The sequence below is a fragment of the Candidatus Pantoea communis genome (genome assembly GCF_011752685.1).
In the GTDB taxonomy this organism is placed as follows: Bacteria; Pseudomonadota; Gammaproteobacteria; order Enterobacterales; family Enterobacteriaceae; genus Pantoea; species Pantoea communis.
Map to the genome: position 1 here is coordinate 17041 of NZ_VWXC01000023.1, position 25796 is coordinate 42836.

Sequence of the window (25796 nt, forward strand, 5' to 3'; positions counted from 1 at the left end):
TTCTGCTTATTGTCATCCGCGCTTAACAATTATGTGCGTGGCTTATATTTCCCAGGCAGGGCGCGATTGAGCCAATTCACCAGTTTGTCACTGAGCGGAGTTAATAAACACCAGCTCAATCCCACCAGAATCACCGACATCGATCCCACGGCAATATCCGTAAACCAGTGCGCACCGGCCATCACGCGCGGCAGAGCGAACACCACCACAATCACCAAACCTATCAGGAAAGCGCGGAAGCCGAAATAACGCCACATAAAGCAGGCGAAAATAATCAACATCATGCCGTGATCGCCAGGGAAGCTATCGCTGGAAGCATCTTTCGCCGGAATCCCGGTCAGTTCACTCACGCGATGCACGTTATCAAAGAACAGCGTTGGGCTGGCGTGTTGCACCGGGATTAAATGACCCAGTTGATTCAGCACCACGGCGGTGAGCAGCATGGTAATGCCAATGGCCAGCATACGGCGGCGGCCTTGCGGCGTTTCACGACGCCAGAACCAGAGATACAGCAGACCCATCGCCAGCAGCGATACCGCGTCAAAACCACGGAAATTGGTGATCGCCACCAGTAAAGCGAAGCCGTGGTGATCCACCATCCGATCGTTGAAGCTATAGAAGATGGCTTTGTCGATACCAAACCAGAAGCCATGGTCCGGCGGCAGGTACCACGAAAAGAACAGCATGATCCCCAGTGCATTGAGCAGCAGGATGGTGATTAAACGAGACGCGCGCATAAAAAATAGACTCAAAAAGAAAGATAACGGGGCAACCTAACGCAGCTAATTTAAACGAATCCTCAACAAGGTTGTTTGCAAAACGTTCCAGTCAACGGGTTGGTGGTGGATTAACTCAATGCGGCTGTCCGGTGGCGTGGTGGTGCGTGTTTCCATAAAGAAGTCGTCACCCTGACGATTGATATTCACCAGACCGTCTGGCGTGCGCAGTACGCCTTTAACGCGATCCACCGGTGCAAGCCGCGCCCACTCTAGCGCCGGAATGGCATCGAACACCGTATCGCCATCAAAAATCCAGCCACAGGATGCGTAGCCCTGGCCTTCGTTCAATGCACGGCGCCAGCGTGCGGAACCCTCAAGTTTCAGTGCCGCCAGTCCTTTTGGCCGTGAAGTATGATGATGATGGGCCGCTTCAGGAACCGCACGATCCGCCAATGCGGACTGGCACAGTAACGCGGGATCAACGTTACCCCACGCGGATTCGACCAGTTGGCGATCGCCCAGATTATGCTGCTGCCATTGCTGCAAACGCTGACGATCTTCCTCGCTCCAGCGATCGCTTTTATTGGCGACGATAATATCGGCTGCGGTGAGTTGATCGCGGAAGTTTTCATTCTCGACAACACGCGCATCGGCTAACTGACGGGGATCGAGCAGCGTGATGGTGGCATCAACCTGAATCCAGGGTTGATACACGGCGGCACGCAGCATATCCAGCAGTTGTTTAGGGTGGCCAAGGCCGGTGGGTTCGATAATCAGACGGTCGGGCTTATTTTGCTTGAGCAGCATATTGAGTCCGACTTGCAGCGGCAGGCCGTTCACACAACACATGCAACCGCCAGGAATTTCCTTCAGCGTGGCACCACGATCGGCGAGCAGTGCGCCGTCAATACCCACTTCGCCAAACTCGTTAACCAGAATCGCCCAATTCTCATTGGCGGGTTTGTGGGCTAACAGATGCAGCAGGGTGGTGGTTTTACCGCTGCCGAGAAATCCGGTGATTACATTAACGCGCGTCATTACAGGCTCCATTTTCAGGCGCGCGGACAACATACCCGGCGCGCACGACGTTGTTATACTATAACAACCTTCAGCGGCCGGATAAAATCGTGCGGTTAGTCCGCGCGACTCATATAGCGGCGTTCAGCCACGTGAATACGGATGCGATCGCCATTGCTCAGGTATTCCGGTACCTGGATCGACAAGCCGGTGCTCATGCCCGCGGGTTTGGTGCGTGCGCTGGCGGAAGCGCCTTTAATGCCCGGTGAAGTATCGACAATTTCCATATCCACCGTCTGTGGCAGCTCCAGCGCCAGCACCTGACCTTCCATCGTTAACACCTGGATGCCAGGAATACCGCCTTCAGGGATGAACAGCAGTTCTTCTTCAATCTGATCTTTCTTGAAGCTATAGGGCGTGTAATCTTCATCATCCATAAACACGTACTCGTCACCGTCTATATAAGAGAAGGTCACGGCGCGACGGCTAAGCTGAATGGCATCGATAATATCGTCACCCTTGAAGCGCTCTTCCACTTTCAGGCCAGTGCGCACGTCGGTAAAACGCATCTTATAGAGGGTGGCAGCACCGCGTGCGCTTGGGCTCTGGACATCAATGTCCTTTACCAGCAATAGTTTGCCGTTCCAGGTAACAGCCATTCCTTTTTTGATTTCATTTGCCTTTGGCATGGGGATAACTCGCTGTGAAAAGGTTAATGCGCGCCACGTTACTCGCGCCGTGAAAAACAGGCAAGGGAGGCAGTGTAAAATTGTTGCCCGCGCATGGTATTCCCGTCATCAGCCTGCTATTGTCGCGACGAAATCCTCAGGAGCGCATGATGTATTGTCGTGACCAGTGCGGTGCCTGTTGCACAGCCCCCTCAATCTCTTCCCCGATTCCCGGCATGCCCCAGGGCAAACCGGCCAATACCCGCTGCGTTCAGCTGGATGACCATCAGCGCTGCAAAATTTTTGGTTCTCCGCTGCGTCCCGCAGTCTGTGCGGGTTTACAGCCCAGCGCAGAGATGTGCGGCAACAGTCGCGAAGCCGCGATGACCTTCCTGTTACAACTCGAAGCAGATACCGCGCCTTAAATTGCTGACGCGGTGCTGAAGAATTTGCCTTATGTGACCAATGCGTTACAGCAATGACGTCAGCCGTACAGGCCTGAAAAATCTTAAATCCGATCTGAAGTGTGCGGAACATCAAAAATCTGCTACGCCGATCGCGCATTTTCTTGCCTGCTTTCTCATGCTGTACCATATTCCCTGAAACGTTTCAGCGTTGTCTTCTCGGTAACCCCCGAGAAGTACAGCGTAATTTTTCGCCATTAAGCTGAAACGATTCAATTTCAGCAAGCGAGGAGAAATATGTTCCAGCTCGACGTTCAGGCCATCCATACCTGTGCCAGTGCACAAAATAAAGAAGAGGCTATCCGTCAGGTTGCCGCTGCGTTAACCGCAGCCGGTAATGTGTCGGAAGGCTACGTTAACGGCATGCTGGCGCGCGAACAGCAGACCACCACTTTCCTGGGGAATGGTATTGCCATTCCGCATGGCACCACCGATACGCGCGATATGGTGCTGAAGACCGGCGTACAGGTTTATCAGTTCCCGCAGGGCGTGGAGTGGGGTGACGGGCAAACGGCTTATGTCGCCATCGGTATCGCGGCAAAATCAGATGAACATCTTGCGCTGCTGCGCCAGCTGACTCACGTATTGAGCGATGACAGTATCGCAGAGCAGTTGAAAACCGCTTCAGCCGATGATCTCCGTGCCATCCTGATGGGTGAAAAGCAGGCGGCTGAGTTCAAATTCGATACCTCGCTGATTGCGGTTGACGTTGCAGCCAGCGATCTCATCACCTTGCAGGCGCTGAACGCTGGACGTTTACAGGCTGCAGGAGCTGTTGAAGCGGCGTTTGTGGCGGATGCGGTTTCGCGAACGCCGCTGAGCCTCGGACAGGGCATCTGGCTGAGTGACAGCGCCAATGGCAACCTTGGTAGCGCCATCGCAGTCAGCCGTACCGCCACGCCATTCGTGCATCAGGGCGAAAATGTGGCGCTGCTGTTGACCGTGGCCGCCACTGACGATCGTCCGCTGGAAGTGCTGGGTTATCTGAGCAATCTGCTGTTGAGCAACAAAGCTGAACGTCTGCTGAAAGCCGACGCGGCAGGCATCCTCGCGCTGCTGACCAGTGAAGTGGACGAAAGCGCGGATCAACTGGTGGCTGAATTTACTATCCGCAACGAGCACGGACTGCACGCACGTCCGGGTACTGCGCTGGTTACGGTCATTAAACAGTTCAACAGTGACATCACCGTCACCAACCTTGACGGCAGCGGCAAACCGGCCAACGGACGCAGCCTGATGAAAGTTGTCGCGCTGGGCGTGAAAAAAGGCCATCGCCTGCGCTTTACCGCCAGCGGTGAAGATGCACAGCAGGCGCTGAATGCCATCGAAGAGGCCATCAATTCTGGCCTGGGCGAGGGGGTCGCATGAGCCGCCGCGTTGCCACAATCACATTGAATCCCGCTTACGATCTGGTGGGCTATACGCCAGAAATCGAACGTGGTGAAGTTAACCTGGTGAAAACCACCGGTCTGCACGCGGCGGGTAAAGGCATCAACGTTGCCAAAGTGCTGAAAGACCTGGGTATCGACGTCACCGTCGGTGGATTCCTCGGCAAAGAGAATCAGGATGGTTTCCAGCAGCTGTTCAGCGAGCTGGGTATCGCCAACCGTTTTCAGGTGGTGCAGGGCCGTACCCGCATCAACGTCAAGCTGACGGAGAAAGACGGTGAAGTTACCGACCTGAATTTCTCCGGCTTTAACGTCACCGCGCAGGACTGGGATCGCTTCACTGCCGATTCGCTGACCTGGCTGGGACAATTTGACATGGTGTGCGTCAGCGGCAGCCTGCCAGCAGGCGTAGCGCCGGAAGCGTTCACCAAATGGATGAGCGATCTGCGCACCCTGTGTCCGTGCATCATTTTCGACAGCAGTCGTGAAGCGCTGGTGGCGGGGCTGAAAGCCGCGCCGTGGCTGGTGAAGCCGAACCGTCGTGAACTGGAAATCTGGGCCGACCGCAAACTGCCAACCTTGCAGGATGTGATCGAAGCCGCGCATGAACTGCGTGAGCAGGGCATTGCCCATGTGGTGATTTCCCTTGGTGCGGAAGGCGCACTGTGGGTCAACGCCTCTGGCGAATGGATCGCCAAACCACCAGCCTGTGAAGTGGTCAGCACCGTAGGCGCGGGAGATTCAATGGTCGGCGGCCTGATTTACGGGCTGCTGATGCGTGAATCCAGCGAGCATACCTTGCGTCTGGCTACCGCAGTGGCTGCGATGGCGGTGAGCCAGAGCAACGTTGGTGTGACCGATCGTACCCAGTTGGCCGCGATGATGGCGCGCGTCGACTTACAACCCGTTAACTAACAGCAGGAGAGCGATAATGAAAACGCTGCTGATAAAAGATTCTTCACTGGGACTGGCATCAGGACATCTGGCTTTAGAACGTCTGCGCGCAACCGCAGCACAGGCTGGCCTGACGCTGACTGACAACGCGGCCGATGCTGAACTGGTATTGGTTGCTGGCCATGCTGTGCCGAACGATGCACAACTGGCAGGCAAATCCGTGGCGCTGGTCGATGTGCAGCAGGCGCTGCGCGATCCGCTGGCGGCCATTAATCAGGCTAAAGCCAGTGCCAAGGTCTGGCATGGCGCTGCGGCGGTTACTGCTCCTGCTGCCGCTCAGAGCACCGGTCAGAAACGCATTGTTGCGGTCACCGCTTGCCCAACCGGCGTAGCGCACACCTTTATGGCGGCTGAGGCGATTCAGGCAGAAGCGACCAAACGCGGCTGGTGGGTGAAAGTCGAAACCCGTGGTTCCGTGGGGGCCGGCAACGCCATCACCCCTGAAGAGGTGGCGGCGGCCGATCTGGTGATCGTGGCAGCAGATATCGATGTGGACCTGGCGAAGTTCGCTGGCAAGCCGATGTACCGCACCTCAACCAGCCTTGCGCTGAAGAAAACCGCGCAGGAACTGGATAAAGCGCAGGTTGAAGCCAAAACCTATCAACCGAGCGGCAACGCGTCAGCCAGCACGCAAAGCGACAGCAAAGAGAAAGCCGGTGCTTATCGTCACCTGCTGACCGGCGTGTCCTACATGCTGCCGATGGTGGTAGCGGGTGGTTTGAGCATCGCGCTCTCCTTTGCCTTTGGTATCACCGCATTTAAAGAGCAGGGCACCTTAGCGGCTGCGCTGATGCAGATTGGTGGCGGCAGTGCCTTCGCGCTGATGGTACCGGTGCTGGCCGGCTTTATTGCTTTCTCGATTGCCGACCGTCCGGGTCTGACTCCGGGTCTGATTGGCGGTATGATCGCCACCAGCATTAACGCCGGTTTCCTTGGCGGTATCATCGCTGGCTTCATTGCCGGTTACGCCGCGAAGATGCTGAGCAGCAAAGTTAAACTGCCGCAAAGTATGGAAGCGTTAAAACCGATCCTGATCATTCCGCTGGTAGCGAGTTTAATTACCGGCCTGCTGATGATTTACGTGGTGGGTAAACCTGTTGCGGGCATCATGAGCGGTCTGACGCACTGGCTGGCGAACATGGGCACCGCCAATGCGGTACTGCTGGGCGCGATCCTCGGTGGCATGATGTGTACCGACATGGGTGGCCCGGTGAACAAAGTGGCGTACGCCTTCGGTGTTGGCCTGCTGAGTTCGCAAACCTATGCGCCGATGGCCGCGATCATGGCCGCCGGTATGGTGCCACCGTTAGCGATGGGCCTGGCAACAATTGTTGCACGTCGTAAGTTCAACAAAGGTCAGCAGGAAGGGGGCAAAGCGGCACTGGTGCTCGGCTTGTGCTTCATCTCTGAAGGTGCAATTCCGTTTGCGGCGCGTGACCCTATGCGTGTGCTGCCTTGCTGCATCGTCGGCGGTGCAATCACTGGCGCGGTATCCATGTTGGTTGGCGCGAAACTGATGGCACCTCACGGTGGTCTGTTTGTACTGCTGATCCCGGGTGCAATCACCCCGGTGCTGGGTTATCTGATGTCGATTGTGATTGGTACCGCAGTGGCTGGCCTCGGTTACGCGATTCTGAAACGTCCGGAAGAAGAGCTGGCGAAAGCCGCGTAATTTTCACGGGATAAGAAAAAGGGAGCTGCGGCTCCCTTTTTGCTGTCTGTTTTACGCCTGTTGTTCCGACTTCAGCCACGCAATCTCATCTTTCCAGATATCCGGATTGATGGTTTCCAGAATCATCGGGATGCCATCAAAGCGCTTATCCTTCATCAGCCAGCTAAACACCGTCTTGCCAATGTTGCCTTCACCTAAGCTGTGATGGCGATCCACGCGGCTGCCGAGCGTGCTTTTGGCGTCATTCAGGTGCATGCCGCGCAGGAACTGGAAACCAACGATGCGTTCGAATTCGGCAAAGGTCTCCACGCAGGCTTCTTCTGTCCGCAGATCGTAGCCGCCAGCAAATGCATGGCAGGTATCGATACACACGCCGACGCGAGATTTATCTTCGACGTGCTCAATAATGGTGGCGAGGTGTTCGAAACGGAAGCCAAGGTTGCTGCCCTGACCGGCGGTATTCTCAATCACTGCCACCACGTTCTGGGTCTTATCCAGCGCGATATTGATCGATTCGGCGATGCGCTTCAGGCACGCCTCTTCTTCAATCTGCTTCAAATGGCTGCCAGGGTGGAAATTCAGCAATGTCAGCCCCAATTGCTCGGCGCGCTGCATCTCATCAAGAAACGCCTCTCGGGATTTCTCCAGCGCATCCATCACCGGATGGCCGAGGTTAATCAGGTAGCTGTCATGCGGCAAAATCTGCGCGGAAGTGAAGTTGTATTTCTCACAGGCGGTTTTGAAGGCATCAATCACTTCACCTGAAAGCGGGGCGGCTTTCCACTGGCGCTGATTTTTGGTGAACAGCGCAAAGGCTGTGGCTTCGAGTTCGTGGGCACGGATAACTGCCTGGTCTACGCCGCCTGATGCACTGACGTGTGCGCCGATATATTTCATGCCGCTCTCCTGGTTGGCGATTGCTGCTGCAAAGGGCACATCATAGCGGATGCGCTACCGCCATGAAATGTTGCATCGCTCGTGGGGAGAAAAACGGCACGGGTAAACACTTATCCAAAAGATGAACACACCTACCAAAGTTAGCAGGTGCGCTTTTTTTCTGGTTAACTATAGTTTAACAAATTAGAAAATTTTAACTATAACCATGAAAACAGCTTATAGAAGTACTTTGGATACCGCTTTACAGCATGAAAAATTCAACGTAATCCATAAATTAACTTTAGGTAAAACCGACTCAGTCACCCTTTTTTATAATGGAAACGGCGCAGTCGGATTCACGCTTGCTGTGCCTGATACCGACAACTCGCTGGTCCATTTTTATCGTTATGGAGTCAATACCAGCGATCCGAAAAAGTTGTACCGCTCTGAATGCCTTTATTCCCGCCGGGAAAACTTTGGCTATCAGGACTGGCTGATTCGCACCATTACCGATGAGTTCACGGCCTGTGACACAGAACTGGAAGAACTGATCGGTATGAAAGCCTGACACACACTCCGCCGACAATCTCCTGGCGGCTGCTTGCCTGCGCCTAAACCTGACTGGTTTAAAAGTTAAATTGGTAATATATTGTCCATTGACCAGTATAACTAATAAGGAAGAGTCGGGATGTTGAAGCGCTTGCGCCGCTGGGCACGCTTAATTAAACGCGATGTGCTCACGCTGTGGTTTGCCTGCCGCGATCCGCGTACCCCCTGGTGGTTTAAGCTGTTGGCATTTGGCATTGTCGCCTATGCACTCAGCCCCATCGATCTCATTCCTGATTTCATTCCCATTATCGGCTTACTCGACGACGCCATTATCGTCCCGCTGGGTGTGATCATCCTGCTGCGTTTGCTTCCTCGTGAAATTCGCATCAGCAGCGCAGAACGGGCTGATGTCCAGCGGGCACGCGGCAAAAAGATTGTCAGCTGGGCAGGATTCTTCCTGACGGTGATCGTCTGGTTAGCGGTGGTGGCTTATCTTGTGAAGCGTTACGCAATGTGAGGAGGGCGCATGCATATCACGCTGCGTCAGATTGAAGTCTTTACCGAAGTGTTGAAAAGCGGTTCAACCACCCAGGCCTCGCAGGTACTGGCACTGTCGCAGTCTGCGGTCAGTGCGGCGCTGGCCGATTTGGAAAACCAGCTCGGGGTGCAACTGTTCGATCGTGTCGGCAAACGACTGGCCCTGAACGAGCATGGTCGTTTGCTCTATCCACGCGCAGTCGGATTGCTGGAACAGGCCGGCGAGATCGAACAGCTGTTTAAAGAGGATAATGGCGCCATTCGTCTGTTTGCCAGTAGCACCATCGGCAACTACTTACTGCCAGGGATGATCGCCGCCTATCGTCGTGACTTCCCCACGCTGCCGCTCGAACTGAGCGTCGGCAACAGCCAGGATGCGATTAACGCAGTGGCGGATTTCCGTGTGGATATCGGCCTGATTGAAGGGCCGTGTCACGAGCCGGATATCGTTAGCGAAGCATGGCTGGAAGATGAACTAGTGGTGTTTGCCGCGCCTGATGCTGAGATCCTGCAACAGCCGATTACGCTGGCATCACTGGCGGCCGCCCCCTGGATCCTGCGTGAGCGCGGTTCGGGCACGCGTGAAATTGTTGATTACCTGCTGTTGTCTCACCTGCCGCAGTTTCAACTCGGCATGGAGCTGGGCAATTCTGAGGCAATCAAACATGCGGTGCGTCACGGCATGGGCATCAGCTGTTTATCGCGCCGGGTGATCAGCGATCTGCTGGAGGCGGGCACGCTGGTGGAAGTGGCTGTACCCTTACCACGCCTGACGCGCACGCTGTATCGCATTCATCATCGGCAGAAGCATTTGTCGAAAGCGCTAAGTCGATTTCTCTCCTATTGCCGCGAGTAATCGCGGCTGTCATTACGTAAACGGCTAATAATTTCGCGCCGATTATGAAGGTAACTAATAACCCGACGTGAATGCTATACAGCCTGGGGTTAGCTGCTACAATCGCGCCTTATTTTTATCCAGCATAGCGTTTACACATGCATAATGACTCAAAAACAACACAACAACCTGGGCTGCGCCGTGAATTAAAAGCGCGCCATCTCACCATGATCGCCATTGGCGGTTCCATCGGTACCGGCCTGTTTGTCGCCTCGGGTGCCACCATTTCTCAGGCAGGTCCCGGTGGCGCATTACTCTCTTACGCGCTGATTGGCCTGATGGTTTACTTCCTGATGACCAGCCTCGGCGAACTGGCGGCGTTTATGCCGGTTTCTGGCTCCTTCGCCACCTACGGCTCTAAATACGTTGAAGAAGGCTTCGGCTTCGCGCTCGGCTGGAACTACTGGTACAACTGGGCGGTCACCATCGCCGTTGATCTCGTCGCCTCGCAACTGGTGATGAACTACTGGTTCCCGGATACGCCGGGCTGGATCTGGAGCGCGCTGTTCCTTGGTCTGATGTTCCTGCTTAACTACATTTCCGTCAAAGGCTTCGGCGAAGCGGAATACTGGTTCTCGCTGATCAAAGTTGCCACCGTCATCATCTTTATCGTGGTGGGTGTGCTGATGATCGTCGGCATTATGCGCGGTGCAGAAAACGCCGGCTGGCATAACTGGACCGTGGGCGACGCACCTTTTGCCGGCGGTTTTGCCGCGATGATTGGCGTGGCGATGATTGTCGGCTTCTCGTTCCAGGGTACAGAGTTGATCGGCATCGCAGCCGGTGAATCACAGGATCCCGCGAAAAATATTCCACGCGCCGTGCGTCAGGTGTTCTGGCGTATTCTGCTGTTCTATATCTTTGCGATTCTGATTATCAGCCTGATTTTGCCGTACACCGATCCGAAACTGCTGCATAACGATGTCACTGATATCGCCATCAGCCCGTTCACACTGGTGTTCCAGAATGCCGGATTACTGTCGGCAGCGGCGGTAATGAACGCGGTGATCCTGACGGCGGTGCTGTCAGCGGGTAACTCAGGCATGTACGCTTCAACGCGCATGTTGTTCAACCTGGCGCAGGAAGGCAAAGCTCCACGTATTTTTGCCAAACTGTCGAAAGGCGGTGTGCCGCGTAATGCCCTGATTGCCACCACCGTGGTGGCGGGTTTGTGCTTCCTGAGCTCGAAGTTCGGCAACCAGGAAGTCTATCTGTGGCTGCTGAATACCTCAGGCATGACCGGCTTTATCGCCTGGCTGGGTATTGCGATTAGCCACTACCGCTTCCGTCGCGGCTACGTGGCGCAAGGGCATGATTTAGCGGCTCTGCCATACCGTTCCGGCTTCTTCCCGCTCGGTCCGATTTTCGCCTTCGTGCTGTGCCTGATTATTACACTGGGTCAGAACTACCAGGCGTTTCTGGCGGATCGTATTGACTGGTATGGCGTGGCGGCGACCTACATCGGCATTCCGCTGTTCCTGCTGATTTGGCTCGGTTACAAGCTGGCACGCGGATCGCGCTTCGTGAAGTACAGCGAAATGGAATTCCCGACGTTTAAAGAGTAATGCGTTAAACGTGGGTGACATAACGCCGCTACCTTTGGCTAGCGGCGTTTTTTTTTGGCAAAGATGAACCGTGTTACAACGTTTTGGGCTTTGTCATACAGATATAATTGATAATTATTATCACCTGCACTATTGTGGCTGCCGTTATGATTTCGATAAGAAACAGGTAGAACAATGCAGACCACGGATTCCGCGCTGCTGGCGGAAAATAACCGCGAAGCCGATACCATGACGCGTTATCGTCAGGTGTTACGTCAGCGCCTGATGCTGATTGGCGTACTGGTGCTGGCAATACTGGCGTCAGTGATTCTTGATTTCACGCTTGGCCCGGCGGGCCTCTCCCTCGACACCCTGTGGCAAACGCTCACCCATCCTGATGCAGTGGATGCGGGCACGCGCGTGATCGTCTGGGATATCCGCTTACCTTATGCGTTGATGGCTGTCGTCGTCGGCTTTTCGCTGGGTCTGGCGGGTGCTGAGATGCAAACTATCCTCAATAACCCGTTGGCGAGTCCGTTTACGCTCGGCGTCTCTTCAGCGGCCGCTTTCGGCGCGGCGCTGGCAATTATTCTCGGCATCGGTATTCCCGGTGTGCCAGACCAGTGGTTTATCTCGGCGAACGCCTTTGTGTTTGCGCTGTTTGCCGCACTGATGCTGGATGGCGTGACGCGCTGGACCAAAGTGTCAACGTCGGGCGTGGTGCTGTTTGGCATCGCGCTGGTGTTTACCTTCAACGCGCTGGTCTCGATGATGCAGTTTATCGCCAGTGAAGATACCTTGCAGGGTCTGGTGTTCTGGACCATGGGCAGCCTGGCGCGCGCTTCGTGGGAAAAACTCGGCGTGCTCACGGCGGCTTTCGCCATCCTGATCCCGTTCTCGATGCTCAGCAGCTGGAAACTGACCGCGCTGCGCCTGGGTGAAGATCGTGCCGTGAGTTTCGGCATTGATGTGCGCCGCTTGCGCCTCGCCACGCTACTGCGCATCAGTATTCTCTCCGCGCTGGCGGTGGCTTTTGTCGGGCCGATTGGCTTTATTGGCCTGGTGGCACCGCACATCGCTCGTATGATGTTTGGTGAAGATCATCGCTACTATCTGCCGGCCAGTGCGTTGGTCGGTGCACTGGTGCTGTCACTGGCCTCGGTAGCGTCGAAGAACCTGATTCCAGGCGTGATCATTCCAGTGGGTATCGTCACTTCACTGGTTGGCGTGCCATTCTTCCTGAGTATTATTCTGCGTCATCGGGGGACGGTGTAATGGAACAGGGATTAGGTCTCAGCCATTTCTACGCCGGTTATCCGAAGCGTAAAGTCATTGAAGATCTTAACGTGCCGATGCTGCCACGCGGCAAAATCACCGTACTACTTGGACCTAACGGCTGCGGTAAGTCTACCTTGCTGCGCGCACTGGCGGGCCTGAGCAAAGGGCAGGGCGAACTGTGGTTGAATGGCGAAGAGCTGATGTCACAGCCGTTTGCCCGTCGTGCCCAGCGCGTGGTGTATTTGCCGCAAAGTTTGCCGGCAGGCGTGCATCTGCATGTGCTGGAGTCAATCATCGTGGCGCAACGTGCGTCCGGTGGCTTACACAGCGCATCAAGTGAAGCCGAGATTATGCATCTGCTGGAACAGCTGGGCATTGCCCACTTAGCGATGCGTTATCTGGACCAGTTGTCGGGTGGGCAGAAACAGCTGGTGGGTCTGGCGCAATCGCTGATTCGCCGTCCGGAACTGCTGCTGCTGGATGAACCGCTGAGTGCGCTCGATCTTAATTACCAGTTCCACGTGATGGATTTAGTACGTCGCGAAACCCGTCTGCGCAATATTGTGACTGTGGTCGTGGTGCATGATATCAACATTGCACTGCGTCATGCCGATCACGCGTTGATGCTGAAAGAGGGCACCTTGCTGGCTGACGGCGAGCCGTCACAGGTAATCACGCCGGACACGCTGGCGCAGGTGTATGGCGTACGCGGGCGTATTGAACACTGCTCGCAGGGCATGCCGCAGGTGATGATCGATGGGCTGGTGGCGGAATCGCTGGCTTAAACGCCGGAAAAGAAGCTCAGGCTCAACATCAAGAAAGGCCGAGGGTGAATGTCGATGCGGCTTTTTAGCCAATCGCAGTCTGCCACAGCTAAAAAAGGGCGCACCTGGTGCGCCCTTACTGTCTCCACATCAACTGACGTGAACTACACCAACAAATGCTTCGCGTGGAACCGCAGATGGTCCTCGACAAAGCTGGCGATAAAGAAGTAGCTGTGGTCATAGCCCGGCTGCACGCGCAGCTCCAGCGGGAAACCTTGCTCACGCGCTACCGCTTCGAGGCGATCCGGACGCAGCTGATCGGCGAGGAACTGATCGCTATCACCCTGATCGATCAGAATCGGTAAGCGCTGTTCCACTTCACGCATCAGCAGGCAACTGTCCCACTCGCGCCAGGTCTGGCGATCTTCTCCCAGATAAGCGGTGAACGCTTTTTGTCCCCACGGCACTTCGGTTGGATTGACGATTGGAGCGAACGCAGATGCCGAAGCAAAACGTCCACCCTGACGCAACGCCAATACCAGCGCGCCATGGCCGCCCATCGAATGACCCATTACCGACTGACGATCGCTCACTTTGAAGTTGTCCGCCACCAGGGCCGGCAACTCCTCACTGAGATAATCGAACATACGATAGTGCGCCGCCCAGGGCTGCTGCGTGGCGTTGAGGTAAAAACCTGCGCCCTGACCGAGATCGTAACCGCTGTCGTTGGCCACTGCGTCACCGCGTGGGCTGGTGTCCGGCATAATCAGCACCAGCCCCAGCTCAGCGGCAACACGCTGCGCACCGGCTTTGGTGGTGAAGTTCTCGTCGGTACAGGTTAGTCCGGCGAGAAACCATACCACCGGCGGCGGCGTGTCATCCTGCGGTGGCGGCAGGAAAATGCTGAAGGTCATCGGGCAGTTCAGCACCGCCGACTGATGACGCCAGCGCTGCTGCCAGCCGCCGAAGATACGATGTTCTTCCAGCAGTTCCAGAGTGGATGCCATAACGCCTCCTTTTTACTTGTTAAAATGCACAACCGAACGAATGGATTTCCCTTCGTGCATCAGATCAAAGGCTTCGTTAATCTCTTCCAGCGGCATGGTGTGCGTGATGAAATCGTTCAGCGCGAACTTACCGTCCAGATAATCCTGCACGATGCCCGGCAGCTGGGTACGGCCTTTCACGCCACCAAACGCCGAACCGCGCCATACGCGACCGGTCACTAACTGGAACGGACGCGTGGAGATCTCTTCACCGGCACCGGCTACGCCGATAATCACTGACTCGCCCCAGCCCTTGTGGCAGCACTCCAGCGCGGAACGCATCACGTTCACATTACCGATGCACTCAAAGGAGAAGTCCACACCGCCGTCGGTCAGCTCAACGATCACATCCTGAATCGGCTTATCGTAATCTTTCGGGTTGATCAGATCGGTGGCACCCAGTTTGCGCGCCAGATCGAATTTGCTGGTGTTCAGGTCGATACCGATGATGCGACCGGCTTTCGCCATTTTCGCGCCAATGATCGCTGACAAACCAATGCCGCCGAGGCCGAAGATCGCCACGGTATCGCCTTCTTTCACTTTGGCGGTATTCATCACGGCGCCCATGCCGGTGGTCACGCCGCAGCCCAGCAGGCACACTTCTTCCAGTGGCGCTTCTTTGCTGATCACCGCCAGTGAAATTTCCGGCACCACGGTGTACTCAGAGAACGTTGAAGTCCCCATGTAGTGGAAGATGGGCTTGCCGTCTTTAAAGAAGCGGGTGGTGCCATCTGGCATCAGGCCTTTACCCTGGGTGGAGCGGATCGCCTGACACAGGTTAGTTTTGCCTGACAGACAGAACTTACATTTGCCGCACTCTGGGGTATAAAGCGGGATCACGTGGTCGCCAACCGCCACGCTGGTGACGCCTTCGCCCACCGCTTCCACCACGCCGCCGCCTTCGTGACCGAGGATCGCCGGGAACACGCCTTCCGGATCTTTACCGGACAGGGTGTAAGCATCGGTGTGGCACACGCCGGTGGCGACGATGCGCACTAACACTTCACCTTTCTGCGGTGGCATCAGATCCACTTCTTCGATTTTCAGCGGTTCGCCCGCTGCCCAGGCAACGGCAGCGCGGGTTTTAATCATGTTCATGCAATCCCTCTTCTTCAGATGTCGTGATTTACTTAAAATTAAAAACTCACTCAGCGGTTTGCAGCGGATGCAGCAACTCATCGTTAAGTGGGCGGTCATCAAACATTTCAATAATCAAATACTTCAGCGCTTCCACGTTGGGCGTGAAGGCATCGCGGCGCCACATCAGCCAGGTGGCGGTATCGCGATAAGCGGGTGGCAATGCATGCTCCTGCACGCGCGCGCGGCCGGGCATCTGCGTCAGGACCGACGCCGGAATCATAGCCACGCCCGCACCGCCTGCCACACACGCCACCATCGCGTGGTAAGACTGAATCTCCATCACGCTTTTCGGTGAGGTCTGGCTTTCGCGATACCAGGACTCCAGTTTGGTGCGATACGAACAGCTGTTACCAAAGGCAAACAGCGTGTCATGCTGCGTGTCGCGGGCGCTGGTAATCGGGTCGTGATCGAGACTGGTGATCAGCACCATCTCTTCGCGAAAGGCGATGCAGCCGTTGAGATCGTCATGGGTGGCTGGGCCATCCACCAGCGCGGCCGCCAGCGTACCGGCGCGCACTTTATCGATGATATCGCCCGAGGTGCCGGTCACCAGCGATAGCGCCACGTTGGGAAATCGTTGATGATAAGCCGCCAGCAGGCCAGGAAGACGGGTCGCGGCGGTGCTCTCCATCGAACCAAAGGCAAAGTTCCCACCCGGTTCTCCGGCACGGGCCATATTCAGCGCCTCATCGCTCAGGCTAAGGATGCGCTGAGCATAATTCAGGAAATTGTGGCCCATTGGCGACAATCGAATACGCTGCTTCTCACGGATAAACAGGTCGACGCCAATCTCTTCTTCCAGCTGGCGCAGACGAGTGGTGAGATTAGAGGGCACGCGATGCAATAGCTCCGCGGCGCGCGCCAGCGAACCGGTTTCAGCCACAGAACAGAACATGCGGAGTTGTACTAAATCCATATTCTCTTTCCGTAAACAACTTGGTTAATATTATTCACTTTTTGTGAGTGTAATCGTCATGCATGCTAATAACAAGTGCTAAAAGAATCTGAACGGGAGTGGGAATGGCGTTTCGTGTCGCGCTGAGCGCGTTTTTAAGTTTAGTGGTTGCGATGGGGATTGGGCGATTTGCTTTCACCCCGCAGGTGCCATTGATGATTCAGGACCATCAGTTAACGCTGACCAGCGCCAGTCTGGTGGCGGCGCTCAACTATCTTGGTTATCTGTGTGGCTCCTTTGATGCCATGCGCGCGCATAAGCGTGTCGAATGGCGGCTGCAGGCTGGTGTGTGGGGCGCGGTGATCCTGACGCTGCTCTCTGCCTGCGTCAGCGGGCCGTGGCTGCACGGTTTGATCCGCTTTGTGATTGGCGGTGCCAGCGGTTGGGCCATGGTGCTGATCGCTGCTTGGAGTAATGAGCAACTGCTGCATCATGGACGGCCAGGCTTGTCGGCGGCGGTGTTTGCCGGACCCGGCACCGGGATTTTCATCAGCGGAATGCTGGCGGTGGCGCTGCATGCCAGCGGTGCCAGCGCGGCACTGGGCTGGGCGGCTTATGGTTTGCTGGCGCTACTGTTCATCGCCGCCATTGCGCGTTTTTTACCGCGCACGGGACAGTTACATCGGCCCGATCAGGCGCCTGCGCCGCTGGTGCTCAACGGTAACCTGAAACGCCTGGTGCTGAGCTACAGTCTCGCCGGTTTTGGTTACATTCTGCCCGCAACCTTCTTATCGCAGATGACCGCCGCGCGTTTCCCGGACAGTGCGCTGGCGCAGTTTGTCTGGCCGGTGTTTGGCGGTGCGGCGGTGATCGGCATCGTGCTCGGCATTTTGACGCGGCGCTGGGGCAGCAGCCATCTGCGGCTGGCGATCGTGCTCTGGGCGCAGGCTTTGGGCGTGATCTCCGCAATTGTCCTGCCGGGGCTGGATGGGCTGTTGATTAGCGCGCTGTTAGTCGGCGGCGGGTTCTTATGTGTGGTGCAGCTGACGCTGCAATACGGTCGCGAGCTGGCGCCGCATCACGCGCGCTATCTGGCCGGTCTGCTGACCACCGGCTACGCGGTCGGTCAGTTGGGCGGGCCGCTGCTGTCATGGATCTCCAGTTTGCTGTGGCAACGCCTCGATCCTGCCTTGTGGGTAGCGGGTGGCGCACTGATTCTGGCGGGCTTACTGGTGTTACGCCGTTCGGCACCATGAAAAGCTTTCATCTCCGATTGGATTGATTGCTGGATTACGCGCGCGTTGTGTTTCACAATACGCGCTCAGAATTTCCCCCGCAGGCGACGATCTGCGGGCGCATCACCTGCCGGAGAAAGAGTACGATGAGCACCTTAAGTCAGGAAGCCGCCCTGGTTCACGAAGCGCTGCTGGCGCGTGGCCTGGAAACGCCGTTACGCGCCCCGGTGCGCGAGATGGATGACGAAACCCGCAAGCGTGAAATCGCCGGTCATATGACCCAAATCATGCAGCTGCTGAATCTGGATCTGGAAGATGACAGTCTGATGGAGACGCCACATCGCATCGCCAAGATGTACGTGGACGAGATCTTCTCAGGCCTCGATTACGCCAACTTCCCGAAAATCACCGTCATCGAAAACAAGATGAAGGTGGATGAGATGGTCACCGTGCGTGATATCACCCTGACCAGCACCTGTGAGCACCACTTCGTGATTATCGACGGTAAAGCCACCGTCGCTTATATCCCGAAAGAGAAGGTGATTGGTCTGTCGAAGATCAACCGCATCGTGCAGTTCTTTGCCCAGCGTCCACAGGTGCAAGAGCGCTTAACCCAGCAAGTGCTGGTGGCGCTGCAAACTTTGCTTGGCACCAACAACGTGGCGGTGTCGATTGATGCGGTGCACTACTGCGTGAAAGCGCGTGGCGTGAAAGATGCCACCAGCGCCACCACCACCACATCACTGGGTGGCCTGTTCAAGTCCAGCCAGAATACGCGCCAGGAGTTCTTACGCGCGGTGCGTCACAGCTAATCCTTTGGGCGGCTTATTGCCGCCCGTTTTCTCTCTCCGTCAGGTCACTCGATGCAACGCTATCTTGCGCTGGATTTCATTCGTGGTTGCGCCATTCTCGGCATTCTGCTGCTCAATATCGTGGGTTTTGGCTTGCCATCTGCTGCCTATCTCAATCCGGCGTGGCAGGGCACTATCTCGCTTTCCGATGCCTGGACCTGGGCGATCATGGATGGCCTGGCGCAACTGAAATTCCTCACGCTGTTTGCGCTGTTGTTTGGCGGTGGCCTTTATCTGCAGATCCCGCGTGGCAGTCGCTGGATGTCGGCGCGCCTGACGTTGCTGGTGCTGCTGGGTTTTATTCACAGCATCTTCTTCTGGGAAGGGGATATCCTGCTGGATTACGGTCTGACCGGGCTGATTATCTGGCGGATGCTGCGTGAAGTGCCTTCGGACAAAGCTCTGCTGCAAACTGGCGTGTTGCTTTACCTGATCGGTTGCGGCGTACTGCTGGTGTTTTGGGGCATTTCCAGCCCGGAACCGGGCCGTTCGTGGCTGCCGGGTGCCGCCGATATCGAGTATGAAAGCTACTGGAAACTGGTCGGTGGCTGGGAAGCGATTCAGAACCGCCTCGACCATCTCTCATCCGGCTTGATGGCGCTGGCCGCGCAGTACGGCTGGCAGCTGGCGGGATTGATGCTGATTGGCGCGGCGTTGATGCGCAGCGGCTGGCTGAAAGGCGAGTTCAGCGTGCAGCACTATCGTCGCTCGGCCGCGCTGCTGCTGACGATCGGCTGGGTGATAGCCATTCCCGGCATAGTGGCGCAATGGTTACTGGACTGGGAGTTCCGCTGGAGCGGCTTCTTACTGCAGGTGCCTCGCGATCTCGCCAGCCCGTTTATCAGCCTCGGCTATGCGGCGCTCTGTTTTGGCTTCTGGCCGCAAATCGGTGCCACGCGTATCAGTTATGCGCTGCAATGCGTTGGCCGCATGGCACTCAGCAACTACCTGTTACAGACGCTGATCTGCACCACGCTGTTCTATCGCTTCAATCTGTTCCTCAAGTTTGATCGCCTGCATCTGCTGGCACTGGTCCCGGCTATCTGGTTGGTCAATATCCTGTTTTCAGTACTCTGGCTGCGCTTTTTCCCGCAGGGCCCGATGGAGTGGATTTGGCGCAAACTGACACGTCTCGCCGCCGGCAAAGCGGAACCTTCCTCCCGCATCAGATAATGATGTTCATCACAAAGGTTGCAGATTTGTATGTAACCGTTTTCATTCGTGTGACGTGATTCACGCAGTTGAGCAAAATGCCCTGACAAAATAGCGCCGTTACGCGCTTGTCGCGCATTTTCTCCTCTGTGGAACAGCTGCATGATAACGATTCGAGATGTCGCCCGTCAGGCCGGTGTATCAGTAGCCACCGTGTCGCGTGTGCTCAATAACAGCAGTGCAGTCACCCCTGATACCCGTGAAGCCGTACTCCAGGCGGCGGAATCACTGGGTTATCGCCCGAACGCCAACGCGCAGGCACTGGCCACCCAGGTCAGTGACACCATTGGCGTGGTGGTGATGGACGTATCCGATCCCTTCTTTGGCGCATTAGTGAAAGCGGTAGATACCGTGGCGCAGCGCGTGCACAAACACGTGTTGATCAGCAATTCCTGGCATCAGGAAGAGAAAGAACGTCATGCGATTGAAGTGCTGATCCGCCAACGATGTAACGCGCTGGTGGTACACGCGAAAACGCTTTCAGACGCTGAACTAACTCAGTTTATGGATCAGGTTCCCGGTATGGTGCTGATTAATCGGACTATTCCCGGGTACGAACATCGTTGCGTCTGCCTGGATAATGTAACGGGTTCACTGATGGCTACGCGCATGTTGTTACAACAGGGCCATCAACGCATTGGTTATCTCAGTTCCAGCCACCCGATTGAAGATGTGACGCAACGGCGTGAAGGCTGGCTGCAAGCCTTGTCAGAGCAGGGGATTCGCCCGCAGGAGTCCTGGATTGCCCATGGCGAACCGGACATGCAGGGCGGGGAAGCGGCGATGGTGGAGTTATTGGGCCGTAACCTGCATTTAACCGCCATATTCTCCTACTGTGACGGTATGGCCGCCGGTGCGCTGACCGCATTGAAAGATAATGGCATTCAGGTGCCACAGCACTTCTCCGTCATCGGCTTTGATGATATTCCCATCTCGCGTTACACCGATCCGCAATTAACGACTGTACGTTATCCTATTGTTTCTATGGCTAAATTAGCCACGGAGTTGGCCTTGAAAGGCGCAGCGGGCGAACTCGATCCCGACGCCACACACTGCTTTATGCCGACTCTGGTACGCCGCCATTCGGTCGCTCAGCGGCAAATTGTGGAGTCGGTCACTAATTCGGGCGATAGCGCTGTGTAACCGTTTCCAATCTGTGATTACATTCACAGTTAATTAACATGGCGCTCACTATGATGGCAGCGTCTTACCGGACTGAAACATCATGTAACGCCGGGTTCTCCTTCTCCGGTCAGGTTTCAGTAGCCGATTGAAATAGTTCACAACACTCTTCAGGAAGCGTTTACGTACAGGGAAGTCAGGATAGCGATGGTGGCCCGGCTTTGCGTTACGCGTCCGCCCCATAAATGAGTTTGAACCGACTGCGCTGGTTGCCCGCAGGCAGCACAGCGCGATGATATGCCCTACATAAAAAACCGGAGATACCATGAATAAGAAGGTTTTCACGCTCACAGCACTGGTTGCCAGCATGATGTTTGGTGCAACTGCGCACGCCGCCGATACCCGCATTGGCGTGACAATTTATAAATACGACGACAACTTTATGTCTATGGTTCGCAAGGATATCGACAGCGAAGCCAAAAAACTGGGCGGCATCCAACTGCTGATGAATGACTCGCAGAACAGCCAGTCCACCCAGAACGACCAGATTGACGTATTGATGGCCAAAGGCGTGAAAGCGCTGGCGATCAACCTGGTGGATCCTGCTGCTGCGGCAGTGGTGATCGACAAAGCCAAAGCCAACGACGTGCCAGTAGTGTTCTTCAACAAAGAACCGAACGCCAAAGTGCTGGCGAGCTACCCGAAAGCCTACTACGTGGGTACCGACTCTAAAGAGTCAGGCATCATCCAGGCCAAACTGATTGAGAAGCACTGGAAAGCCACCCCAGCCTGGGATCTGAACAAAGATGGTCAGATTCAGTTTGCTCTGCTGAAAGGTGAGCCGGGCCACCCGGATGCTGAAGCACGTACCAAATACGTGATCGAAACCCTGAACACCGATGGTTTCAAAACTCAGCAGCTGGCGATGGATACCGCGATGTGGGACACCGCACAGGCAAAAGACAAAGTTGACGCCTGGCTGTCTGGCCCGAACGGCAACAAAATTGAAGTGATCATCGCGAACAACGATGCGATGGCAATGGGCGCAGTAGAAGCCCTGAAAGCGCACAACAAAACCAGCATTCCGGTGTTTGGTGTGGATGCGCTGCCAGAAGCGCTGGCACTGGTGAAATCCGGTGCGATGGCCGGTACCGTGCTGAACGATGCGGAAAACCAGGCGAAAGCCACCATTGATATCGCGAAGAACCTGGCCGATGGCAAAGAGCCAACCGCCGGTACTAACTTCAAGATGGAAAACAAAATCGTACGTGTTCCTTACGTACCAGTAGATAAAGAAAACCTGTCTCAGTTTGTGAAGTAATACGTACCGGGCGCGGCAGCACGCCGCGCCTTATTGCATCTGACCCACGTTTTATTTAGCCGGGTAAATTATGGCCAGTGAGAATCCGACCGCACAGCGTGAATATCTGCTGGAGATGACGAATGTCTCGAAATCATTTCCAGGGGTGAAAGCCTTAGATAATGTGAATTTGAAAGTGCGGCCGCACTCCGTCCATGCCTTAATGGGCGAAAACGGCGCCGGAAAATCCACATTATTAAAATGCCTGTTTGGTATTTATAAAAAGGATACGGGGAGCATCCTGTTTCAGGGTGAAGAAATTGATTATAAAAGTTCCAAAGAAGCGCTGGAAAATGGCGTTTCAATGGTGCATCAGGAATTAAACCTGGTTTTACAACGCAACGTGATGGATAACATGTGGCTTGGCCGCTATCCACGTAAAGGCGTGTTTGTTGATCAGGATAAAATGTATCGCGATACCAAAGCGATCTTTGACGAATTAGATATTGATATCGATCCACGCGATAAAGTGGCTAATCTGTCTGTTTCGCAAATGCAGATGATTGAAATTGCCAAGGCATTTTCCTATGACGCGAAAATCGTCATCATGGATGAGCCAACATCGTCGCTGACCGAAAAAGAAGTGAATCACTTGTTCACGATTATCCGTAAGCTGAAAGATCGTGGCTGCGGCATCGTGTATATCTCACACAAGATGGAAGAGATCTTCCAGCTGTGTGATGAAATCACAATTCTTCGCGATGGACAGTGGATTGCTACTCAGCCGCTGGAAGGGCTGGATATGGATAAGATCATCGCCATGATGGTCGGTCGTTCACTGAACCAGCGTTTCCCGGATAAGACCAACGTGCCGGGCGAAACCATTCTTGAGGTGCGCCATTTAACCTCGCTGCGTCAGCCGTCGATTCGCGATATTTCCTTCGACCTGCGCAAAGGTGAGATTTTAGGCATTGCCGGATTGGTGGGCGCTAAACGTACTGACATCGTCGAGACTTTATTTGGTATTCGCGAAAAGTCAGGCGGCACCATAAAGCTGCACGGTAAAGCGATTAATAACCACAGTGCCAATGAAGCGATTAACCACGGTTTTGCGCTGGTGACGGAAGAGCGTCGTTCAACCGGGATTTATGCTTATCTGGATATTGGTTTTAACTCGCTTATTTCCAATATTAAAAAATACAAATCCAGCATGGGCTTGCTTGATAATAAGCGCATGAAGAGTGATACCCAGTGGGTGATTGATTCAATGCGCGTGAAAACGCCAGGTCATCATACGCAAATTGGTTCGCTTTCCGGTGGTAACCAGCAGAAGGTTATTATCGGTCGCTGGTTATTAACCCAGCCGGAAATTCTGATGCTGGATGAACCGACGCGCGGTATTGACGTTGGTGCTAAGTTCGAAATTTATCAGTTAATTTCTGAGTTGGCGAAGAAAGAGAAGGGCATCATTATTATCTCTTCTGAAATGCCAGAATTGCTGGGAATTACCGACCGTATTTTAGTGATGAGTAATGGCCTGGTAGCGGGCATTGTCGAGACCAAAACGACCTCGCAGAATGAAATCCTGCGTTTAGCGTCATTACACCTTTAATGAAGCAAGGGCTTTAACATGAAAGCGACTACTAAAAAGAATGCGCTAACCTGGTTAAAAGAGGGCGGCATTTACGTTGTCCTGTTGGTACTGCTGGCAATTATTATTTTCCAGGATCCGACGTTTTTAAGTTTGATGAACCTGAGTAACATTCTGACCCAGTCTTCGGTGCGTATTATTATTGCACTGGGCGTGGCGGGATTGATCGTGACGCAGGGTACTGACCTGTCAGCCGGGCGCCAGGTCGGTCTGGCCGCGGTGGTTGCGGCGACCTTGCTGCAATCCATGGATAACGCCAATAAGGTGTTCCCACACCTGGATACCGTACCGATTCCACTGGTTATCCTGACCGTGTGCATTATCGGTGGTGTGATTGGCCTGGTGAACGGCGTGATCATCGCTTATCTGAAAGTGACGCCATTTATCACCACGTTGGGCACCATGATTATCGTTTACGGCATTAACTCGCTGTATTACGACTTTGTTGGCGCATCACCGGTGGCCGGTTTTGACGCGGGCTTCTCGACCTTTGCTCAGGGCTTCTTCCGTTTCGGTGATTTCAAGCTGTCGTTCATTACCTTCTACGCGTTCATTGCCATTATTTTTGTCTGGATTCTGTGGAATAAAACGCGCTTCGGTAAGAACATCTTTGCCATCGGCGGTAACCCGGAAGCCGCTCGTGTTTCAGGCGTTAACGTGCCGCTGAACCTGATTCTGGTGTATGCGCTGTCAGGCGTGTTCTACGCCTTCGGCGGGATGCTGGAAGCGGGCCGCATCGGCAGTGCCACCAACAACCTCGGCTTTATGTATGAGCTGGATGCGATTGCGGCCTGCGTGGTCGGCGGCGTGTCATTTGCGGGTGGTGTGGGTACAGTTGCGGGCGTGGTGACCGGTGTGATCATCTTCACCGTTATCAACTACGGTTTGACCTACATCGGCGTGAACCCTTACTGGCAGTACATTATCAAGGGCGGCATTATCATCTTCGCTGTAGCCCTGGATTCACTGAAGTACGCACGTAAAAAATAAGACTGACACACAGCAACACATCACTGCAAAAGGCTGCCATTTTATGAATGGTGGCCTTTTTTATTTGTGCAAACTGCGAAGGGCTAAGGGCTAAGGGCTAAGGGCTAAGGGCTAAGGGCGGGTGCGGTGTGGGCTCAAAGCACCTCTGCTGCTGCCGGGCAGTCCTCGCGCCGCTGACGCGGTGCCCTCGGCTTCCACGTCGTGCCTACGGACCGTTCGGGTAAGGCCGTCCTGGCCAACCCGAACTGCCAGTCGCATCCATGCGACTGGCTCCTGGCCCAACGTAAAAGCCTCAGCGCTGCGGATCGCCCTTGCATCAGCAGAGGTGCTTTGGCCTCAAATGTTGTGCCCGTTTTTTTAAATATGCGGCTTCTGCGAATAGTTCTTTCAGCGGCATAGGGATATGGCCTCAAATGTTGTGCCCGTTTTTTTTAAATATGCGGCTTCTGCGAATAGTTCTTTCAGCGGCATAGGGATATGGCCTCAAACGTTGTGCCCGTTTTTTTTAAATATGCGGCTTCTGCGAATTGTCCTTTCAGCGGCATAGGGGACATGGCTTCAAACATAGCGCCCGCTTTTTGAACAGATACTTTACTTTTTGCAGATGGCTCTTGCAGTGGCTGAGAGAAAGTAATGGCATTGTCTCTGCCATTAGGCCAAACACACGGCATCCAAGCATAGCTCTTGCAGCCAATCGGCTAAGGCTTGAAGCTGCGTGCCTTTTTTAACAGCACGCAATAAAGTTTAGGAGCAGGCTGGTGTCGCTTTGGGGGCAGGCAATTCGCAGTGCTGAACAGAGTGAGGATGCCAGGATAGCCCGCAGGGATGCGGGCGGAAGGCGGGGCGGCACATGGATGTGCCATCCCCGCCGTTCCGTAAGGCAGACGAACGGCGTGAAGGCACCGCGTCAGCGGCGCGAGGACCGCCAGCCCCCAAAGCGACACCAGACAGCGTTATCACAGCACCCCAAAGCGACACCAGACAGCGTTATCACAGCACTCTGAAGCGACACCAGACAGCGTTATAACA

At 55.0% G+C, this 25796-nt stretch carries 24 protein-coding genes; 17 read left to right on the top strand and 7 right to left on the bottom strand.

All coding sequences use genetic code 11. From position 1 onward, the window contains the following. Nucleotides 1–29: 29 nt before the first annotated feature. The 3 genes from F3J37_RS23185 to yeiP form a co-directional block, all read right to left on the bottom strand. Nucleotides 30–737: a phosphatase PAP2 family protein gene (locus F3J37_RS23185; RefSeq protein ID WP_166936109.1), complete on the bottom strand. Its 708-nt coding sequence runs from the start codon at nt 735–737 to the stop codon at nt 30–32. Nucleotides 738–782: 45 nt separating this feature from the next. Continuing rightward, entirely contained in the window at nt 783–1757 is a 975-nt protein-coding gene (locus F3J37_RS23190; RefSeq protein WP_166936111.1) for a CobW family GTP-binding protein, read from the bottom strand. A 95-nt stretch (nt 1758–1852) separates the two neighbouring features. Continuing rightward, entirely contained in the window at nt 1853–2425 is a 573-nt protein-coding gene (gene yeiP / locus F3J37_RS23195; protein ID WP_034824964.1) for an elongation factor P-like protein YeiP, read from the bottom strand. A gap of 149 nt (nt 2426–2574) precedes the next feature. On the opposite strand from yeiP, the gene F3J37_RS23200 reads away from it, so the two are divergent. From F3J37_RS23200 to fruA, 4 genes are all read left to right on the top strand, one after another. After that, nucleotides 2575–2829 carry a YkgJ family cysteine cluster protein gene (locus F3J37_RS23200; protein ID WP_166936113.1) on the top strand — a complete coding sequence of 85 codons (255 nt, stop codon included), beginning with the start codon at nt 2575–2577 and terminating at the stop codon, nt 2827–2829. A 276-nt stretch (nt 2830–3105) separates the two neighbouring features. Beyond that, complete coding sequence (gene fruB, locus F3J37_RS23205) at nt 3106–4236, top strand: fused PTS fructose transporter subunit IIA/HPr protein (protein ID WP_166936115.1); 1131 nt, start codon at nt 3106–3108, stop codon at nt 4234–4236. After that, on the top strand, nt 4233–5171 hold the full coding sequence (gene fruK, locus F3J37_RS23210; RefSeq protein ID WP_038645831.1) for a 1-phosphofructokinase: 939 nt from the start codon (nt 4233–4235) through the stop codon (nt 5169–5171). Before fruB ends, fruK begins: the two co-directional genes overlap by 4 nt. A gap of 16 nt (nt 5172–5187) precedes the next feature. Beyond that, nucleotides 5188–6882 carry a PTS fructose transporter subunit IIBC gene (gene fruA, locus F3J37_RS23215; RefSeq protein WP_166936117.1) on the top strand — a complete coding sequence of 565 codons (1695 nt, stop codon included), beginning with the start codon at nt 5188–5190 and terminating at the stop codon, nt 6880–6882. 51 nt (nt 6883–6933) lie between these two features. On the opposite strand, the gene nfo is transcribed toward fruA, so the two are convergent. Further along, nucleotides 6934–7779 (bottom strand): deoxyribonuclease IV, encoded by an 846-nt coding sequence (gene nfo / locus F3J37_RS23220; RefSeq protein WP_034824954.1) that lies wholly within the window; start codon nt 7777–7779, stop codon nt 6934–6936. Nucleotides 7780–8008: 229 nt separating this feature from the next. Here nfo and F3J37_RS23225 point away from each other — a divergent pair, with 229 nt between their 5' ends. The 6 genes from F3J37_RS23225 to F3J37_RS23250 all read left to right on the top strand — a co-directional run bounded on the left by F3J37_RS23225 (nt 8009) and on the right by F3J37_RS23250 (nt 13346). After that, a complete protein-coding gene (locus F3J37_RS23225) occupies nt 8009–8326 on the top strand; it encodes a hypothetical protein (RefSeq protein ID WP_034824952.1) in 318 nt (105 codons plus the stop codon). A gap of 120 nt (nt 8327–8446) precedes the next feature. Further along, on the top strand, nt 8447–8824 hold the full coding sequence (locus F3J37_RS23230) for a YkvA family protein (RefSeq protein ID WP_034824950.1): 378 nt from the start codon (nt 8447–8449) through the stop codon (nt 8822–8824). A 9-nt stretch (nt 8825–8833) separates the two neighbouring features. Next, nucleotides 8834–9700 (top strand): DNA-binding transcriptional regulator YeiE, encoded by an 867-nt coding sequence (gene yieE, locus F3J37_RS23235; RefSeq protein WP_034824948.1) that lies wholly within the window; start codon nt 8834–8836, stop codon nt 9698–9700. Nucleotides 9701–9837: 137 nt separating this feature from the next. Further along, nucleotides 9838–11304, top strand: coding sequence for an amino acid permease (locus F3J37_RS23240; protein WP_034824946.1), 1467 nt, complete (start codon nt 9838–9840; stop codon nt 11302–11304). Between the two features lie 174 nt (nt 11305–11478). Next, nucleotides 11479–12558: a FecCD family ABC transporter permease gene (locus F3J37_RS23245; RefSeq protein WP_034824944.1), complete on the top strand. Its 1080-nt coding sequence runs from the start codon at nt 11479–11481 to the stop codon at nt 12556–12558. Then, nucleotides 12558–13346 carry an ABC transporter ATP-binding protein gene (locus F3J37_RS23250; protein WP_034824935.1) on the top strand — a complete coding sequence of 263 codons (789 nt, stop codon included), beginning with the start codon at nt 12558–12560 and terminating at the stop codon, nt 13344–13346. Before F3J37_RS23245 ends, F3J37_RS23250 begins: the two co-directional genes overlap by 1 nt. Before the next feature lie 143 nt (nt 13347–13489). On the opposite strand, the gene fghA is transcribed toward F3J37_RS23250, so the two are convergent. Genes fghA through ptrR form a run of 3 tightly spaced genes read right to left on the bottom strand, consistent with a single transcriptional unit; the run spans nt 13490 to nt 16427 of the window. Continuing rightward, nucleotides 13490–14332, bottom strand: coding sequence for an S-formylglutathione hydrolase (gene fghA / locus F3J37_RS23255; RefSeq protein WP_166936119.1), 843 nt, complete (start codon nt 14330–14332; stop codon nt 13490–13492). A gap of 12 nt (nt 14333–14344) precedes the next feature. Next, nucleotides 14345–15469 carry an S-(hydroxymethyl)glutathione dehydrogenase/class III alcohol dehydrogenase gene (locus tag F3J37_RS23260; RefSeq protein ID WP_034824931.1) on the bottom strand — a complete coding sequence of 375 codons (1125 nt, stop codon included), beginning with the start codon at nt 15467–15469 and terminating at the stop codon, nt 14345–14347. A gap of 46 nt (nt 15470–15515) precedes the next feature. Continuing rightward, on the bottom strand, nt 15516–16427 hold the full coding sequence (ptrR, locus tag F3J37_RS23265; protein ID WP_038645851.1) for a putrescine utilization regulator PtrR: 912 nt from the start codon (nt 16425–16427) through the stop codon (nt 15516–15518). A gap of 104 nt (nt 16428–16531) precedes the next feature. Between ptrR and F3J37_RS23270 the strand changes: the two genes are divergently transcribed. From F3J37_RS23270 to mglC, 7 genes are all read left to right on the top strand, one after another. After that, nucleotides 16532–17662, top strand: coding sequence for a YbfB/YjiJ family MFS transporter (locus F3J37_RS23270; protein ID WP_166936121.1), 1131 nt, complete (start codon nt 16532–16534; stop codon nt 17660–17662). Between the two features lie 125 nt (nt 17663–17787). Beyond that, nucleotides 17788–18453 carry a GTP cyclohydrolase I FolE gene (folE, locus tag F3J37_RS23275; RefSeq protein ID WP_034824925.1) on the top strand — a complete coding sequence of 222 codons (666 nt, stop codon included), beginning with the start codon at nt 17788–17790 and terminating at the stop codon, nt 18451–18453. Between the two features lie 51 nt (nt 18454–18504). After that, nucleotides 18505–19665 carry a DUF418 domain-containing protein YeiB gene (gene yeiB, locus F3J37_RS23280; protein WP_166936123.1) on the top strand — a complete coding sequence of 387 codons (1161 nt, stop codon included), beginning with the start codon at nt 18505–18507 and terminating at the stop codon, nt 19663–19665. A gap of 141 nt (nt 19666–19806) precedes the next feature. Beyond that, on the top strand, nt 19807–20847 hold the full coding sequence (galS, locus tag F3J37_RS23285; RefSeq protein ID WP_166936125.1) for an HTH-type transcriptional regulator GalS: 1041 nt from the start codon (nt 19807–19809) through the stop codon (nt 20845–20847). A 304-nt stretch (nt 20848–21151) separates the two neighbouring features. Next, nucleotides 21152–22147, top strand: coding sequence for a galactose/glucose ABC transporter substrate-binding protein MglB (gene mglB / locus F3J37_RS23290; RefSeq protein WP_034824919.1), 996 nt, complete (start codon nt 21152–21154; stop codon nt 22145–22147). A gap of 70 nt (nt 22148–22217) precedes the next feature. Then, the gene (mglA, locus tag F3J37_RS23295) at nt 22218–23738 is read left to right on the top strand and encodes a galactose/methyl galactoside ABC transporter ATP-binding protein MglA (RefSeq protein WP_034824907.1); all 1521 of its coding nucleotides are present in this window, start codon (nt 22218–22220) and stop codon (nt 23736–23738) included. An 18-nt stretch (nt 23739–23756) separates the two neighbouring features. After that, on the top strand, nt 23757–24767 hold the full coding sequence (gene mglC / locus F3J37_RS23300; RefSeq protein ID WP_034824905.1) for a galactose/methyl galactoside ABC transporter permease MglC: 1011 nt from the start codon (nt 23757–23759) through the stop codon (nt 24765–24767). Nucleotides 24768–25796: the final 1029 nt, after the last annotated feature.